This is a genomic window from Pseudoclavibacter sp. 8L (assembly GCF_902506465.1).
Taxonomy (GTDB): domain Bacteria; phylum Actinomycetota; class Actinomycetes; order Actinomycetales; family Microbacteriaceae; genus Pseudoclavibacter.
Genome location: NZ_LR733186.1, coordinates 1,532,050 through 1,546,886, shown reverse-complemented (window position 1 = coordinate 1,546,886; position 14,837 = coordinate 1,532,050). Strand labels below are relative to the sequence as shown.

Sequence of the window (14,837 nt, the reverse complement as noted above, 5' to 3'; positions counted from 1 at the left end):
GGAGCGCCTCGAGTTCATTGCGCCCCTGGTTGAGCGGGGCATGTCGTGGGATGCGGCGTGGTCATTGCTTGACCGGGTGAGGGCCGACGAGCGCGCGAAGCGACCCGAACGGGACGAGTGCTGCTCATCATGCGGATGCGACCTGCGCTATCCGACAGCACTCCATGTTGTTGATTGCGGCTCGCTCGCTCTCGAACCCGAGGCCCGCGAGGAAATGAGCGCGGGCGGTTCATGGCAGGACGCGCGTCCTGGTGACCTCTGGGTGCTGACGCTCGACAGCGGCGAGACCCGGACGGCGGCAGTGAAGCGCGATCTCCACAGCGGGCGACCTTGCTTCTCCGGCGAGGGCATCGGGACACCGATCACGGACCATCACATCGTCGGCGGTCGCCGTGTCCACCCGGAGGCCCGCGAGGTCACCGACGCGGAGGTCGATCGCGCCGAGCACATCCTGTACGGTTCGGCGCTCGAAGGGCGGGCACTCATCCGTTCTGCTCTCGAAGCCGCTCGGGAGGTGTCCCGTGGCTGAGCGCATCACCGAGTGGGGCATCTCGATCGACACCGGCGAGACCGCCCATATCCTCCGATGCTCGAGCGAAGAGCAGGCGCGGACCGCCTCGGGCCAGTACGAGGGCGTCGTCGTGACTCGCCAGGTCATCGCGGGCGACTGGGCGGTGTCCCGTGGCTGACTGCATCCGTGGCTGCACCTGGACCGACGGCGACGAGTCCGGCCCGTCCGAGGCAACCAGGGGGCAGCTGTGCGAGTGGTGCTTCCTGCGCCTCCGCGATCACCTGTCGTGGGCGCCGAACGTCGTCTCACAGCTCCGCGCCGAGGTGATCCCCGCTCTGCAGGCCGTCGACTTCGAGGCCATCCGCGTGGACGGGTCGCACGAGCAGCGCCTCCCGTTCTCCATCGCCCACCTCGAAGCGGCCGACACCATCCACGAAGTCATCGCCCGCAACACGGACGAGTGCATCCGCATCATGGGCGTCGCCGGCCCCGAAACGTCCCACCAGCGGCTCGCGGCGGACATGAACGCCGGCGGACTCCGAGCTGTCATGACCCCACGGGACGCACACGCAGCGGTCGCCGACGCGGCGGAGTGGATGCTCCGCTACCTCGAGTCCGTCGCCTACCTCGCCGACGTGGGACAGATCCACGACGAGGTCGTCGACGCCGTCAAGAAGGGCCGCGGACTCGCGGGCATGCACGACGCCAGACCCCGCCGAGCGCGGGCTGCGTGCATCGTGTGCGGCACGAACACCGTCGAAGTGGACTGGCAGGACGACGGCACCGCGAAAGTGCAGTGCAAGACCTGCCACCTCCCCGCCCCCGCATTCGACCCGCGTCTCGTGTTCGAGGTGCAGGTGCAGGCAGCGTTCGAGGAGTTCGGGCGAGCAGGGGAGCAAGCGTCATGAGCCGGATCTCGAAGCTGACGTGCGCCGAGCGCGACGCAGCACTGCTCGACAAGTCCACCGGGCGACCATCCGACGACTGGTGCGTTTACTCCTCCCTGACGGACATCAGCGGCATGTATGGCGAGCCGCGCATCGAGACGACGTGGCAGATGAAGCACGTTCTGAGTCGCGGCATCACCGACGTGCGGCACCCCGCCCCGCTGGACCACGACGGGCGCTCCACTGGCGAGGACGTGCGGCCCTGCGAGCACTACCTCGTCGACCTTGACGAGGACGACTCGTGATCCGCCCGTCCCGCGCCGCCGACCGCCCCACCCACCCGAAGAACCTCCTCAAGGGTTCCTGCCACCGCAACTGCTGCTGGGTCGGCCCGTTCTCCCCATGCGGGAAGCGCGGCGCCTGCCAATGCCACACCGCACCGAAACCAGAGAGCAAAAGTCGATAGCGATGGCTCGTGTCTTCTTACGAGACCTCAACGTCTGTAGGGTGTACTCGATCAAAGAGGTGTGTGTGGCTGAGAACGAAAACGACAACGAGGACGAGTACTCCAAGCTCGCGGAGCCCCGCGACGCGCTCGGCCGCAAAGTGCAAAGCCTTATCGAGGAAGTTCTCCGAGGGCACGAGGTCAAGGTGCACGCGGCGCGCTATCGAGTCAAGTCGCGCAAGAGCGCGACGCGGAAGATGCAGAACTCGGGTGGAGAGTACGAGACTCTGGCTGACCTGCACGACCTGCTTGGCCTGCGGGTGATCGTCTACTTCCCGGATCAAGTGGACCGCGTCTCGGAGATACTCCAAGGTGAATTCACCGTTGTCCAGGTGAAAGACAAGCGAACCACGGACGATCCGCGCATCTTCGGATACGCGTCGGTGCATCTCAAGGTTTCGACATCCGGCAGTCGGCTGGTGCTGCCCGAGTGGGCTCGGTTCAAGGATGTGGTGTTTGAAATCCAGATCCGCACAATACTTCAGCACGCCTGGGCCGAAATTGAGCACGACATGGGCTATCAGGGCGACGATGTTCCCGCCGAGTTTACGCGGACCTTCTCGGCGATCTCTGGCGCCTTGGAATTGCTCGATCGAAACTTCCAGCAGCTTCGTATCGACCTCGAAGTGGACAAGCGCCAGAAGGAGAGTGCTGTGTCCAAGAGCGAGAACTTGCCCATCAGCGCGAACTCCATCCGAGCGCTGGTTCTGAAGCAACCGTTCGTAAGAGAAATGGATGCTGAGATTCGCGCGAAGCTCGGCGTCGAGGAAGGTCCAACCCCGCACGTGAAGGCGATGTCGCGGCTTGCGCGTCATCTGAAAGGCGCGGGCTTTGAAGATACGGACAGTGTCCTCGCGGCACTCCGGAAGGACCGCGCGAAGCTGGTCGATTTCAGCGTCCTCTCAAGGGAAAGGGCGACACAAGACGTTCCCGACCTTTCCCCGGGGTCGTCGTTGAACGCGCTGTTCGTCCACACACTGCTTACTCAGCATGGAGTCGGACGCGTGGCACCTGATGCTCACAAAGTGTTCCATTTGGCTGATGATGTGAACCTCAGGGTCTCTTCCCGGTTTGTGAATGCGCACGCGGAAGTCTTTGAGAACGACTGACCCTGAATTCAGTGGAACGTCCGTCCAATCGCCGCCTCACCTGGGATAATCAATCCCATGAACACAGAGCCGACCTATCTGACCACGCGTGCAGCAGCACGCCGCGTCAATAGGTCGGTTCGTTCGTTGCGGACGTGGCGCCGCGACGGCATGCAGGTGCGCTTCGTTGGTCGCCGCATGGAGGTCGAGGAGGAGCACCTGCTGCTCTGGTGGAGGCAGAAGACCTTCGCGAACCCCGTCACCCCGTACCGCATCCGACGATCTCAGAAAGAAATTTCCGTCACGACTTGACAGGGGAGCGTCTTCACCCTGTTTAGTAAAGATCGACACAGTTTCAGAAGCCCCGGCAGCGCATCGCGCACCGGGGTTTCGTCGTATCCGGACAGTGCACCCGCCCCCGCGTGAGACCGGGCAGGACGGGACGGCCGCGGGACGCCAGCTCAGCGTCGTGTCACAGACGAGCGGTGAGAGGGAAGCGGGCCCGTCACCTCGGGGGAGGCGACGGGCCCCGACCTCGAGGGGGAGTGATGGGGAAGAACCACACCAGCACCCGCCGCGGCAAGAGCCTCCTCGCCGCGTTCCGTGAGCAGTGCGCCCGCGAGGACGCGCCGTGCTGGCTCTGCCCTCGCCCCATCGACTACGACGCGCCGTCCGACGACTACCGGAACGACGACCGATTCCAGCGCGACCACTTCTACCCAGTGAGCACGCACCCGCATCTCGAAGAGGACTGGGACAACTTCCGGCCCTCACACGCGAAGTGCAACCGAGACCGCAGCAACAAGCCGCCCAGGCCCGCGATCGGCAACCGCTCGCAAGCCTGGGTCTGATGGAAGGGACACTCCACATGGCATACCCCAAGCCCGCAAAGCTCATCACGCTCGGCGCCGCACCCGACATCGACGGCGTGCCATTGCCAGCCATTGGGCAACAGGTCACCATCACCAGCATGGGCGGTGACCGCAAGCGCGTCACCCTCGACGTCTTCGCCGAGGGGGTCGACATTCAGGACCTCCCGCCCCACGCGACCATCCACTACGCCGACGAGACGGAGCCGACCAAGGTGGGCGTCCTCGGCGCACTGCGCGTGACTATTCACGGCATCCTCGAAGGCCAGGACGAGCACATCGAGATCGGCACGGGGGAAGCACCCATCGACCTCACCGTCGTCGCCAGCAACGCGGACAGCGTCACCGTGGGCGCCGACCTCAAGCTGCAGGCCGCCGACCTCTTGCGAGACATGGCCCGCGAGATCGACGTACAACTCGTCCTTGCCCGCACGCAGGAGACGGACCACCTCACGACCGCGGACGGAGCTTTGCTCTGGAAGCACGACGGAGCGGGACCAGCCATCTACACCGAGCTCGCCAAGGGCATGGGCATCCGACGCGAGGACGTACCAGCGGCCATCGCGCAAGGCGCAGTCACCTCGGCCATGCTCGACAGGGCCATCACCGCAGCAGGGAGGCAGCCATGAACCGACCCTCGTGGGCACCAATGCACGACCCACCACTACCTACCCGGAACGACCCCATGCTCATGACCTGCGAGCACGCCTTCCGCGAGGAGGACTGCTACCGCAACGGGGGAGTGCACACACTCGACGAGCTTGAGGGTGACGGAGCCGATGCCTCTGTCTTCCAAGGCACCCTCGACGGCACACGTGACCTCAGCGCCGCACAGCGCGACGCAGTCACCGTGACACTCAGGGACGCGCTCGAAGGCCGATAGGCCCGCAAAATCGATCCTCGCGGCTCTCAGGCGGTCCTCACGAGCCTCGATCCGTCAAAAAATCCAGAAACCTGACCACCCCGGCCCGGTTCCCGCGTCCGCAGGTCCTCTCCCCCCGGAACCTGCGGGCGATTTTTACCACAGGGAGGGTCGGTATGCCCAGGAAGCCCAAACGGGCGCACAGAGCCGCCCTGACGCGTCTCCTGAGGTCGACTGGCCTCGCGCACGTCCCGGAGGAAGCGCCCCTCGTCGAGCTGTGCAGGTCGCTCGCTGACGAGATGGACAACGGCGGCGGGTCGAGGACGTACACGGCCTACCTCTCCGCGCTGAAAGACCTGCGTCGCGTGCTCAACGCGTCGTCGTCGCGCGCCCCGGTGTCGTCGCCCGACCCTGCTCCACCTCGCGAGGTGGAAGTCGCCGAGGTCGAAGACGAGACGCCGACCGCTCAAGTGAATGATCTCGCCGCGTTCCGCAAGGAGCAGGGCATCGGCTGAGTCGAGGAGGCAGAGTGACGACCGTCTACGGACGCACCGAGCCTCGCCTCTGGACGAAGCCGCTCCGCAAGCTCACGCCTGAGACCAGCCTCGGCTTCGAGGTGATCCAGTTCGCGCTCGTGATCCTGGGCGTGACGCTGTACCCCTGGCAGAAGTGGCTCCTCATCCACGCGCTCGAGTTGCGCGAGGACGGGCAGTACCGGTTCCGTCGCGTGATCGTGCTCGTCGCCAGGCAGAACGGGAAGACGACGCTCGCGTCGGTGCTCGCCGCCTGGTGGCTGTACATGGACTCGGCGCGCCACCCCGACCGGGTGCCGCCGCTCAAGTTCAAGGTCGTCGGCGTCGCGCAGAACCTCGACATCGCTCGGGAGCCTTGGAACGCCGTGAAGATGTGGGTCGACCCCGACCCCGAGACGGCCGAGGAAGCGGAGCTTGCGATCCCTGCACTGCAGGACGCCACCGCGAAGGTCTCCGACACGAACGGCAAGGAGAACGTCGTCGCTCGCTCGCGGGCTCACTACGAGATCCGCGCCGCGAAGAACGCCCGAGGCAAGCCCGCTGCACGCGTCCTCATGGACGAGATGCGCGAGCAGAAGACGTGGGAGGCGTGGAACGCCGTCTCGCAGACGACGAAGGCCTTCTGGTCTGGTCAGCTGTGGGGGATCTCGAACGCCGGCGACACCGACGCCGTCGTCCTCAAGGCGCAGCGTGACGCGGCGATCGCGTTGCAGCTGTCGTGGGAGACGTACGTCGACGGTGGCCTCATGGCTGCCGAGGACTGGGCGAACAGCCACGACTCGTCGCTGGCTCTGTTCGACTGGTCGGCTCCGGAGGGGTGCGCGCTCGACGACGTCGACGCGATCCTGCAGGCGAACCCCTCGATCGGGTACGGCGCCATCACCGTGCAGACGGTGCTCGCTGACATGCCTCCCTCGATGGAGGAAGCGGGCTACCGCACCGAGTGTCTCTGCCAGTGGGTGACATCCCGAGCGAAGCCGTTCGTCGATCCCGACGACTGGGGCGACCTCGCGGATGCGCCGACGTTCGACGACGACGGCGACATGATCCACCCCGGTTCGCAGATCGCTCCGGGCTCGCGGCGCGTGCTCGGCATCTCGCAGTCCGGCGATCGGTCGATGAGCTTCATCGGCGTCGTCGGGGAGCGCGAGGACGGCCTCAAGCACCTCGAGCTGATCGAGCAGGGTTCCGGGAACCTCTGGGTCGTCGATTACGCGCTGGCGATCCGGGAGAAGACGGGCGTCAGTGAGGTCGCGATCCAAGCCTCGGGCTGCCCGGCTGCCGACTTCATCAAGCCACTCACCGACAAGGGCTTCACGGTCCACGCGATCGCGAAGACCGCGCTCCTCAACGGGGCCGGCCGCTTCCGCGATCGCACCACGGGTGCCGGATTCCGCCACCTGGACCAGCCGCCCGTGAACATGGCGGTCGCGAACGGCACGACGAAGTTGCTCTCGAAGATGCCCGTCTGGGATCTGTTCGAGTCGCCCGTCGACGTGGCGCCGGTTGCCGCCCTGAGTGACGCGCTCTACGCGTTCGAGATGTTCCCGCCCCCTCCGCCGGAGGAGATACCACCTCCGCCGCCGCAGGCCGAGATGGTTCGGCGGACCGATGTAGCACCGTCCGAGGACAACCTCGCGACGGTCGACTTCTAGGAGGTGTCCGTGTCGGAGCTCGGCTATCAGTCTGGTGGAACGCTCGCATCGTGGGGTGATCTTGGCCAGGACTCGCACGAGTCGAACCCGGCGCTTCGCTGGCCGTTGTCCATCGACGTGTACGACAAGATGCGCCGCGAGGACTCGCAGGTCGGGTCCGTGCTGCGAGCAGTCACGATGCCGATCCGGTCGACGTCCTGGATGATCGATCCGGCCGGGGCCCGCGACGAAGTCGTGGACCTCGTCGCGACAGACCTCGGCCTGCCCGTGAAGGGCCGCGAAGAGGGCGAGGGGATGCCGCTGCGCACCCGGGGGAAGTTCTCCTGGGACGAGCACCTGCGCCTCGCGCTGCTCGAGCTCCCACACGGCCACTCGATCTTCGAGCAGGTGTACCGAGCTGAGAACGGCAAGGGTCGACTCAGCAAGCTCGCGTGGCGCCCGCCTCGCTCGATCTCTAAGTTCGACGTCGAGCGTGACGGGGGACTGGCCGCGATCGAGCAGCACGGCCTCATCAGCGGCGACGTGCGCATCCCCATCGACCGACTCGTGGTGTACGTCAACGAGCGCGAGGGCGGCAACTGGGTCGGCAATAGCCTGCTCCGCACCGCCTACAAGAACTGGCTCCTCAAGGACCGCATGCTGCGCGCTCAGGCCCTCACGGTCGAACGCAACGGCCTCGGCGTGCCCGTCTACACGGGGGCAGCCGCGCTGGACAAAGCGTCGATGGAGCAGATCGACGAGTGGCAGAAGTCGGAGAAGGAAGCGGGCCTCACGCTCGCGACCGGCTTCCGCGCTGGCGACGCCGCGGGAGCATCCATCCCGAACGGCGCGACACTCGAACTCAAGGGCGTGACGGGCGACCTGCCCGACACCGACAAGCCCATCCGCTACCACGACGAGCAGATCGCTCGCGCCGTCCTCGCGCACTTCCTGAACCTCGGCACCGAGACGGGATCCTGGGCGCTCGGGTCGACGTTCGCGAACTTCTTCACCGACTCGCTCAACGCGGTCGCGAAGCACATCGCCGACGTCACTCAGCAGCACGTCGTGGAAGACCTCGTCGACCTCAATTGGGGCCCCACCGAGCGAGCACCACGACTCGTCGCCGCCACCATCGGTGAGGAGCAGCCCGCAACGGCTGAGGCAATCAAGGCGCTCATCGACTGCGGTGCACTCACGCCCGACCCGAAGCTCGAGGCGTACCTCCGGATGCGCTACCAGCTGCCCGTTATGGAGGAAGGCGACGCCGAGGACGCGTCCACTGGCGACGACGTGACACCCCTGCAGGGCGATCCGAACGTGAGCGAGGACGCCCAGGTGGCGCGCTTCGCGGCCGAGACGGTCCAGAAGGTCTACCTCGGCGTCGGCAAGGTCCTCACCCAGGACGAGGGGCGAGATCTCGCACGCCGAGCGGGAGCTGTCCTCGGCGAGGTGCCACCGCCACCACTGCCGACAGAAGAGCCCGCTGGCCCTAGCGAAGAGACCGAGGAGACGCCATGACGGCGACGGTGATCGTCGGCCCCCCATGCGCCGGAAAGTCCACCTATGCATGGGCGACCCGGGATGCGACGGAGCTCGTCGTGGACTACGACCGCGTGGCGCAGGCCCTCGGGTCTTCAACAGCACACGCAGCGACGGGCGCGATCCGAGAGGCAGCGTTCGCAGCGCGCGAGGCCGCGATCGGGGTCGCGCTCAACACCTCGCAAGGTTCGTGGGTTCTGCACACCTCGCCTTCGGCGGAGCAGATCAGCGCCTACGAGGAAGCCGGAGCCCTCTTCGCGCTCCTCGACCCAGGCGAAGACGTCTGCATCCAACGCGCGGAAGACGACAAGCGTCCGGACGGCACCGAAGACACGATCCGGGCGTGGTACGCCAACCCGCCCGAACTCCCTGACAGCACGACGACGGTCTCAGCGACCACCGGAAGGACCATCATGGCGAGCGACAACCCGCGCGGGAACCGCTACTGGGGCGACGCGTCCCTCCCGAAGACGAAGTCGGAGTTCTTCAACGCCGTCACGACGCCCGCCCCCTCCGGGGCGGGAACGATCGCGACGATCCGCCTTTACGGGCCGATCGATTCCTACGGCGGATTCTGGGGCATCTCAGCCAAGGACGTCGGCGCGGTGCTTGACGCGCTGCCTGACTCCATCACGCAGATCAACCTCCGCGTGAACTCCCCGGGTGGAGAAGTCTTCGAGGGCGTATCCATCCTCAACCTCCTCCGCGCTCACAAGGCGACCATCACTGCAGTCGTCGACGGCCGAGCCGCTTCGGCCGCATCCATCATCACCGCCGGATGCGACGAGACGGTCATGTCGCCCGGCACGCAGATGATGATCCACTCGCCGTCAGTCATCGCGTGGGGGAACGCCGTCGAGCTTCGCAAGACCGCGACAGTGCTCGATGGCATCGAAGCGTCCATGGTCGAGATCTACACGGCCAAGGCTGGCGAGAAGGACTGGACAACGCTCCTGGCCGACGAGACATGGCTCACCGCCACGGAGGCCGTTGAGATGGGTCTCGCTGATCGCTCCGCCGTCGTCCCGGACGCCGGCGAAGCCGCGACGGTCGGCGACGAAGACCCCGACACGCTCGTCATCCCCGACGAAGACGACGAGGACGCCGAGGCGAAAGCCCGCGTCGTCGTCATGACTTCCAGGGCGCCCGCCCTGGGCACTGAACTCCCGAGCTCGTCCGAGCCGGGTGACCCCAACCGAAAGGAGAACGTCGTGGACTACGACGCCTTCAAGGCTGGCCTTCGCGAGCGGCTCGGCGTACCCGATGCCGACGCTTCCGCTGACCAGCTGCTCGCAGCTGTCGACGAGGCGCTCACGGAGCAGGCCGCACCAGTCGCCGCGAGCAACGTCCCCGAGGGCGCTGTCGTCGTCGACGCCGCCGCCTTCGCCCAGCTGCAGGACCAGGCAGCACAGGGCCAGGCCGCGCGGGCCGAGCAGATCAAGTCCCGCCAGGAGGGCATCGTCAACGACGCCGTCAAGGCCGGACGCATCGCGCCATCCGCCGCCGCGGGCTGGCTCGCGAGCCTCGCCAAGGACGAGGAGGGCGTCACCGCGCTGCTCTCCACGCTCCCCGAGAACACCATCCCCGTCGCCGAGCTCGGTCACACCGACGAGACGGCAACCGAAGCCGAGGCGCTCTTCGCTGCCGCCGGCTGGTCCAACGAGAAGGAGAGTTGACCGTGGTCGACTACCTGCCCAAGTTCCTGCCAGGCGGCGCGGTCACGTTCACCGCATCCGCCGCCGTCACCGGGGGTCGCCTCGTCGCGGTCACCGGCAACCGCACCGTCGGGCCCGCTGGTGCCGACTCTGCCGCCGTCGTCGGCGTCGCTGGCTTCGACGCTCCCGTCGGCGAGCAGGTGACCGTCTACACGCGAGCGCATGGCGTGCAGCAGCTCACTGCCTCGGCCGCGATCGCCGCCGGCGCGAAGGTCATCTCGGCAGCAGCCGGGAAGGTCGCCACCATCGGCGCGGGGGCCAACCCCATCGGGCTCGCGCTCGAAGCCGCGTCCGCCGACAACGACGTCATCGACGTCCTGTTCATCTAAGGAGCACACGGATGCCCTCGTACACCTACCCGGTAGCGCGCCCCGAGGGGACGCTCACCACTGCGCAGATTCACCTTCTGCTGCAGAGCCCGACGCTCATCGCGAAGCGCGTCGCGGACATCACCAACATGAAGTTCATCGCGGACTTCCTCCTCTCCGGCCGCTTCAACGCGGTCGGCGGTGGCGTCTACTACGAGACCGGCGAGGAGATCTTCGCCGCCGACGCTCCCGAGGCTGTCGCCCCGGGCGCCGAGTACCCGAAGACGGTCCTCACGGCTGGCGAGATCGCCGCCGCGAAGACGGTCAAGTGGGGCCTCGAGACGGACATCACCGACGAGAAGATCGCCCGCGAGGGCATCGTCCACGTCAACAAGGGGCTGCAGCGCCTCTCAAACACGGTGATCCGTCACGTCGACGCCACGGCGATGGCGGTCATCGCATCCAAGGTCACGTCGACGTTCGCGTCGCCGAGCACCTGGACCACGGCCGGCGCGATGGCGGAAGCCCTCATGTCGATCAGCACGACCCGCCAGGAGCTCGCGACGGGCCTCGACCTCGACACGGTCGTCCTGAAGCCCGCGCAGTACGCGAAGCTCATCGGGATGCTCATGGACGACAAGGCGCTCCCGCGCGAGCAGGGCAACGCCGTCATCACGGGCAGCCTCCCCGTCGACGCGCTCGGCTTCACCTGGGTGACGAGCCCGTTCTACACGGGCAACAACCCGCTGCTCGTGGACCGCGACCAGCTCGGCGGCATGGCGGACGAGAAGCTCGGCTCGCCGGGCTACTCGAGCGCTGGCGCTTCCGGCGTCGAGACGAAGTCGGAGCGCCACAAGGACGACAAGTACGAGCTCCGCGCTCGTCGCGTCACCGTCCCCGTGGTCACCGACCCGCTCGCCGGCGTCACGATCACGAACACGGGCCTCTGATGGCTGGCCGCCGGAAGGTCACCGGTCACGTCGTCATCGGCGCCGCGGTGGTCCTCGCCACGAAGAGCAAGTCGGAGCGCTACCTGTACCAGGGTGCTCCGGTCATCGCCAGCGAGTTCGACGAGGACAGCGTCAAGCACGCGATCTCGGTCGGTCTCGTCAGCGAGGTCTACGACGAGCCCACCGAGGACCAGGCTGCCGCCGACAAGGCAGTAGCTGACGCGAAGGTCGCTGCCGAGAAGAAGGCCGCGGACGAGAAGGCTGCCGCCGACCCGAAGGTCGCCGAGGCCGCTGCTAAGGCAGCTTCGACGACCCCCACCAAGTAACGAGAAGGGGCGATGGAGTGATCACGCACGAAGCACTGACCGGTGTCGAGACGAAGCTGGCACGACGAGTGCTGACCGTGGCTCACTCCATCGCCCCCACCCTCGACGACCTCGAGGGGGAGCCCCGCCAGAACGCGATCGCGATCCTGCAGGGCGTCGCCGAGGAGGCGGCCGCCTTCCACCGGCGACTGCGCTCGCAGTCCACGACCGGCGCGCGCGTCGACTACACGTCGATCGAGTCATGGTTCTCCGCAGACGACCGCGCTGGCCTGCGATCGCTCTGCAAGCAGCACAGCGCATCCGGCCCGCACCCCATCGGGCAGTTCCCGAAGCCGGGACTCCTGACGAGCATCTGGCCAGAGGACGGGAGCCCACGATGACGCTGCACATGCCGTTCGCGCCGGGAGTCGTCCGACTCCGCGCAGCGAAGACGGTCGACCCGTACAGCGAGGAAGAGGTCGGTGAGGACTGGAAGAAGCCAGACCGCCTAACCATCCCCGGCGCGTCCGTGCTCACCGTCAACACCACCGACCCCGCCGACCCGCTCCGCAAGCGCGTCATCACCACCAAGGCACTCTCGATGCCGCCCGCATCCGACGTCGTCGAGACGGACCGCATCGAGTTCGACGGCCAGGTGTACGTCATCGACGGGGAGATCCAACGAGACCGCAGCCCCTTCACCGGCGACGTGCTCGAGGCCTCCGCGATCCTCAGGAGGGGCAATGGCTGACGGCGAGATGGAGTGGAACGAGGGTGTCTTCGAGACGATCCTCAACCTGCCCGTCGTCACGAACCGCGTCGACACCGTCGCGGCCGGCGTGATGGGTACGGCCAAGGCCACAGCCCCCGTCGATACGGGCGACTACGAGCGTCGCATCGAGATGCGCGAGAAGCAGGCCAAGCACCGCAAGGTCAAGATGGTCACCGCCACCGACCCGAAGTCGCTCTACATCGAAGCGCGCACCGGGAACATGGCGCGAGCTGCGAGGAGTGCTCGTGCCTGATGTCGTGCACGTCGACATCGAACTGTGGCTCAGCGGTGACCTCCGCGCCCAGTACGCCGTCCACCCCGAGTGCGACGCCGTCGTGTGGGTGTCGAACAAGGAGCGCGCCAAGCCCGCACAGCCGGGGGAGTTGCACGTCATCGTGCGCGACGACTCCGGACCCCGCCGCGACCTGCTCATGCGAGACGCGCAGGTCGGTGTCTCCGTCATCGGCGACGATCTCGTGCTCGTGAAGCGCGTCGCGGAGATCACGCAGGTGTTCCTCAAGCGCACCGCGCGACCAGGAGCTAGCCCGGTCGCTGACGTGCCCGACGACCAGCTGCGCGGCCCGTACCTCATCGAAGAGGACAACGACCTCTACCGCGCCTACCAGACCGCTGTTTTGTCCGTCGTGGGGCAGCAGCTCTAGACCCGAATCCACGGCACCACCAACGCTCCCAGATGGGGGCGTTTTCCATTGCACGGAAAGGCAACAGCATGGCCCCCATCACAGGCGGTTTCAACCTCGACTCGGTCGCGATCCCGATGTCCGGAAACCTCGCGGTCTCCGACTTCGGTGTCACCGGCCCCACACCCTCGGAAGGCGCAGACCCGGAGCTCTCGCTCAGCCCCGGCGAGTGGCGGCTCCCCGGCCTCTGGAAAGAGGACGGCGCACCCGACTGGACCGAAGAGCCAGACGGCGATGCCATCCCGCTCTACCAGGACGGCTACTCCATCCCGACCGGTCTCGCGACCGTCGAGGTGACGCTCATCCTCGCCCAGTCGGACCCCCTCGTCCACGAGATCACTCGCGGCAAGAAGTTCGACGAGAACGGCTACATGACCGTCGACGGCGGCGGCTCCTCGAAGCGCTACGGCATCTTCACCGAGGAGATCTTCAAGAACGGCCTCATCGAACGCAAGTGGGCGCCGAACTGCACCGTCAAGACGGTGAAGCTCCAGAAGGGCGAGAAGGGCTCGCCTCGTGGCATCGAGGTGACGTGGACGGTCAACCGCTCCGCGCTCCTCAACAACGACCACTACGGCTTCTGGGTCATCCCGCCGGAAGGTCAGCCCGCCCCGACGATCGCGTCCGTCAACCCGGCGTCCGCGGCCGCCGGAGCGACGGTCACCATCACGGGCGCGAACCTCAGCGGCACATCGCAGGTGCGGTTCGGGTCGACCAACGCGACCGGGTTCGACAACGTCTCGCCGACGCAGGTCACTGCCGTCGTCCCCGCCGGGAACACCGGCTCCGCACAGATCACCGTCGTTCACCCGAACGGCAACGCCACGGTCGCTTTCGAGCGCACCGGGGCCTGAGACCCCTGTGGGGCGCGGCGTGTCCCCTGCGCCCCACAGGACCAACTCCGGGACACAACCAGAAGGGACACACCTCATGGCTGCCAAGAAGCCCACCACCAAGAAGCCAGCCGCCGCGAAGACCGAGCGGCCCAAGTACCAGACCGTCGACCAGACGTTCATCGGCCAGACCAGCGACGGCGAGCTGCGCGTGCCGCTGCGCCTCAAGACCTCCGTCATGCGCGCCGCCCGCAAGATCGGCGCCGAGGGCGGCGACGACATCGACATCCTCTTCCAGGTGCTCGAGGGCATCGGCAACGCGAAAGCGCAGGAAGTGCTCGACAACCTCGACGTGCTCGAGGCGACCGAGTTCGCCGAGGCCTACTTCGGCGCCTACGAGAAGATGCGGAAGGCCAGCCTGGGGGAACCTGGGAGCTCCTCGAAGTAATAGAGGGGCGCGAGCAAGCCCTCCAGATGGACTTCGCGAAGCTCGGCATCGGCTGGGACTTCGACGGCCCCGAAGGGTCGTGGAGCCGGGCGCTCGCGCTGATCAAGGAGCTCGTCCGCGACTCAGGGTCGCACCTCTACGCGCACGTCGCCGGCTACTCCTACGTCGCCTCCATGGCCGAGATCGCGCAGATGCTCAACTTCGAGTCGTTCATCAACGCCAACCGCGAGCAGGGCCGGGAACCGTTCAAATTCCCGATGCCCTTCTCTCGCGAACCGGAGAAGCCGGAAGTCACCCCCGAGGAACGCCGCGAAGGCAAAGCCGCGCTCGCCAAGCGCTCGGTGTTCCGCAACAGATAACTCAACAGGGGGTGC

General features: G+C 66.8%; 23 protein-coding genes. All 23 read left to right on the top strand.

Going from position 1 to position 14,837, the window contains the following annotated elements:
• Window positions 1-40 precede the first annotated feature (40 nt).
• Window positions 41-529 (top strand): hypothetical protein, encoded by a 489-nt coding sequence (locus tag GV007_RS13930; protein ID WP_160073465.1) that lies wholly within the window; start codon window positions 41-43, stop codon window positions 527-529.
• Window positions 522-689 (top strand): hypothetical protein, encoded by a 168-nt coding sequence (locus GV007_RS13925; RefSeq protein ID WP_160073463.1) that lies wholly within the window; start codon window positions 522-524, stop codon window positions 687-689. The genes GV007_RS13930 and GV007_RS13925 overlap by 8 nt, the downstream gene beginning before the upstream one ends.
• On the top strand, window positions 682-1,419 hold the full coding sequence (locus GV007_RS13920) for a hypothetical protein (RefSeq protein ID WP_160073461.1): 738 nt from the start codon (window positions 682-684) through the stop codon (window positions 1,417-1,419). The genes GV007_RS13925 and GV007_RS13920 overlap by 8 nt, the downstream gene beginning before the upstream one ends.
• Window positions 1,416-1,703, top strand: a complete 288-nt coding sequence (locus GV007_RS13915) for a hypothetical protein (protein WP_160073459.1) — start codon at window positions 1,416-1,418, stop codon at window positions 1,701-1,703. Before GV007_RS13920 ends, GV007_RS13915 begins: the two co-directional genes overlap by 4 nt.
• 226 nt (window positions 1,704-1,929) lie before the next feature.
• The gene (locus GV007_RS13910) at window positions 1,930-3,012 is read left to right on the top strand and encodes a GTP pyrophosphokinase (protein ID WP_160073457.1); all 1,083 of its coding nucleotides are present in this window, start codon (window positions 1,930-1,932) and stop codon (window positions 3,010-3,012) included.
• Between the two features lie 57 nt (window positions 3,013-3,069).
• Complete coding sequence (locus tag GV007_RS13905; protein WP_160073455.1) at window positions 3,070-3,303, top strand: hypothetical protein; 234 nt, start codon at window positions 3,070-3,072, stop codon at window positions 3,301-3,303.
• Window positions 3,304-3,539: 236 nt separating this feature from the next.
• The gene (locus tag GV007_RS13900; protein ID WP_160073453.1) at window positions 3,540-3,842 is read left to right on the top strand and encodes an HNH endonuclease; all 303 of its coding nucleotides are present in this window, start codon (window positions 3,540-3,542) and stop codon (window positions 3,840-3,842) included.
• A gap of 17 nt (window positions 3,843-3,859) precedes the next feature.
• Window positions 3,860-4,489, top strand: coding sequence for a hypothetical protein (locus tag GV007_RS13895; RefSeq protein ID WP_160073451.1), 630 nt, complete (start codon window positions 3,860-3,862; stop codon window positions 4,487-4,489).
• Window positions 4,486-4,743 (top strand): hypothetical protein, encoded by a 258-nt coding sequence (locus GV007_RS13890; RefSeq protein ID WP_160073449.1) that lies wholly within the window; start codon window positions 4,486-4,488, stop codon window positions 4,741-4,743. The genes GV007_RS13895 and GV007_RS13890 overlap by 4 nt, the downstream gene beginning before the upstream one ends.
• Window positions 4,744-4,898: 155 nt before the next feature.
• On the top strand, window positions 4,899-5,237 hold the full coding sequence (locus tag GV007_RS13885; protein ID WP_160073447.1) for a hypothetical protein: 339 nt from the start codon (window positions 4,899-4,901) through the stop codon (window positions 5,235-5,237).
• Between the two features lie 14 nt (window positions 5,238-5,251).
• Entirely contained in the window at window positions 5,252-6,910 is a 1,659-nt protein-coding gene (locus GV007_RS13880; RefSeq protein ID WP_160073445.1) for a terminase, read from the top strand.
• Between the two features lie 9 nt (window positions 6,911-6,919).
• The gene (locus GV007_RS13875; RefSeq protein ID WP_201297710.1) at window positions 6,920-8,410 is read left to right on the top strand and encodes a phage portal protein family protein; all 1,491 of its coding nucleotides are present in this window, start codon (window positions 6,920-6,922) and stop codon (window positions 8,408-8,410) included.
• Window positions 8,407-10,107, top strand: a complete 1,701-nt coding sequence (locus GV007_RS13870) for a head maturation protease, ClpP-related (protein ID WP_160073443.1) — start codon at window positions 8,407-8,409, stop codon at window positions 10,105-10,107. Before GV007_RS13875 ends, GV007_RS13870 begins: the two co-directional genes overlap by 4 nt.
• Before the next feature lie 2 nt (window positions 10,108-10,109).
• Window positions 10,110-10,475: a DUF2190 family protein gene (locus GV007_RS13865; protein ID WP_160073441.1), complete on the top strand. Its 366-nt coding sequence runs from the start codon at window positions 10,110-10,112 to the stop codon at window positions 10,473-10,475.
• Between the two features lie 11 nt (window positions 10,476-10,486).
• A complete protein-coding gene (locus GV007_RS13860; RefSeq protein WP_160073439.1) occupies window positions 10,487-11,404 on the top strand; it encodes a phage major capsid protein in 918 nt (305 codons plus the stop codon).
• Window positions 11,404-11,730 (top strand): hypothetical protein, encoded by a 327-nt coding sequence (locus tag GV007_RS13855; protein WP_160073437.1) that lies wholly within the window; start codon window positions 11,404-11,406, stop codon window positions 11,728-11,730. The genes GV007_RS13860 and GV007_RS13855 overlap by 1 nt, the downstream gene beginning before the upstream one ends.
• 17 nt (window positions 11,731-11,747) lie before the next feature.
• Window positions 11,748-12,110: a hypothetical protein gene (locus GV007_RS13850; protein ID WP_160073435.1), complete on the top strand. Its 363-nt coding sequence runs from the start codon at window positions 11,748-11,750 to the stop codon at window positions 12,108-12,110.
• Window positions 12,107-12,460 carry a hypothetical protein gene (locus GV007_RS13845; protein ID WP_160073433.1) on the top strand — a complete coding sequence of 118 codons (354 nt, stop codon included), beginning with the start codon at window positions 12,107-12,109 and terminating at the stop codon, window positions 12,458-12,460. Before GV007_RS13850 ends, GV007_RS13845 begins: the two co-directional genes overlap by 4 nt.
• Window positions 12,453-12,734 (top strand): HK97 gp10 family phage protein, encoded by a 282-nt coding sequence (locus GV007_RS13840; protein ID WP_160073431.1) that lies wholly within the window; start codon window positions 12,453-12,455, stop codon window positions 12,732-12,734. Before GV007_RS13845 ends, GV007_RS13840 begins: the two co-directional genes overlap by 8 nt.
• The gene (locus tag GV007_RS13835) at window positions 12,727-13,143 is read left to right on the top strand and encodes a hypothetical protein (protein WP_160073429.1); all 417 of its coding nucleotides are present in this window, start codon (window positions 12,727-12,729) and stop codon (window positions 13,141-13,143) included. The genes GV007_RS13840 and GV007_RS13835 overlap by 8 nt, the downstream gene beginning before the upstream one ends.
• A 68-nt stretch (window positions 13,144-13,211) precedes the next feature.
• Complete coding sequence (locus GV007_RS19095; RefSeq protein ID WP_201297708.1) at window positions 13,212-14,036, top strand: IPT/TIG domain-containing protein; 825 nt, start codon at window positions 13,212-13,214, stop codon at window positions 14,034-14,036.
• Window positions 14,037-14,112: 76 nt separating this feature from the next.
• Window positions 14,113-14,463: a hypothetical protein gene (locus GV007_RS13825; protein ID WP_160073427.1), complete on the top strand. Its 351-nt coding sequence runs from the start codon at window positions 14,113-14,115 to the stop codon at window positions 14,461-14,463.
• Window positions 14,464-14,489: 26 nt separating this feature from the next.
• On the top strand, window positions 14,490-14,822 hold the full coding sequence (locus GV007_RS13820) for a hypothetical protein (protein ID WP_160073425.1): 333 nt from the start codon (window positions 14,490-14,492) through the stop codon (window positions 14,820-14,822).
• Window positions 14,823-14,837 lie beyond the last annotated feature (15 nt).

Coding starts and splice junctions, on each gene's coding strand:
- GV007_RS13930 (WP_160073465.1), top strand. CDS start 41: ATGTCGTGGGATGCGGCGTGGTCATTGCTTGACCGGGTGAGGGCCGAC.
- GV007_RS13915 (WP_160073459.1), top strand. CDS start 1,416: ATGAGCCGGATCTCGAAGCTGACGTGCGCCGAGCGCGACGCAGCACTG.
- GV007_RS13905 (WP_160073455.1), top strand. CDS start 3,070: ATGAACACAGAGCCGACCTATCTGACCACGCGTGCAGCAGCACGCCGC.
- GV007_RS13900 (WP_160073453.1), top strand. CDS start 3,540: ATGGGGAAGAACCACACCAGCACCCGCCGCGGCAAGAGCCTCCTCGCC.
- GV007_RS13895 (WP_160073451.1), top strand. CDS start 3,860: ATGGCATACCCCAAGCCCGCAAAGCTCATCACGCTCGGCGCCGCACCC.
- GV007_RS13890 (WP_160073449.1), top strand. CDS start 4,486: ATGAACCGACCCTCGTGGGCACCAATGCACGACCCACCACTACCTACC.
- GV007_RS13885 (WP_160073447.1), top strand. CDS start 4,899: ATGCCCAGGAAGCCCAAACGGGCGCACAGAGCCGCCCTGACGCGTCTC.
- GV007_RS13870 (WP_160073443.1), top strand. CDS start 8,407: ATGACGGCGACGGTGATCGTCGGCCCCCCATGCGCCGGAAAGTCCACC.
- GV007_RS13860 (WP_160073439.1), top strand. CDS start 10,487: ATGCCCTCGTACACCTACCCGGTAGCGCGCCCCGAGGGGACGCTCACC.
- GV007_RS13855 (WP_160073437.1), top strand. CDS start 11,404: ATGGCTGGCCGCCGGAAGGTCACCGGTCACGTCGTCATCGGCGCCGCG.
- GV007_RS13845 (WP_160073433.1), top strand. CDS start 12,107: ATGACGCTGCACATGCCGTTCGCGCCGGGAGTCGTCCGACTCCGCGCA.
- GV007_RS13840 (WP_160073431.1), top strand. CDS start 12,453: ATGGCTGACGGCGAGATGGAGTGGAACGAGGGTGTCTTCGAGACGATC.
- GV007_RS19095 (WP_201297708.1), top strand. CDS start 13,212: ATGGCCCCCATCACAGGCGGTTTCAACCTCGACTCGGTCGCGATCCCG.
- GV007_RS13825 (WP_160073427.1), top strand. CDS start 14,113: ATGGCTGCCAAGAAGCCCACCACCAAGAAGCCAGCCGCCGCGAAGACC.
- GV007_RS13820 (WP_160073425.1), top strand. CDS start 14,490: ATGGACTTCGCGAAGCTCGGCATCGGCTGGGACTTCGACGGCCCCGAA.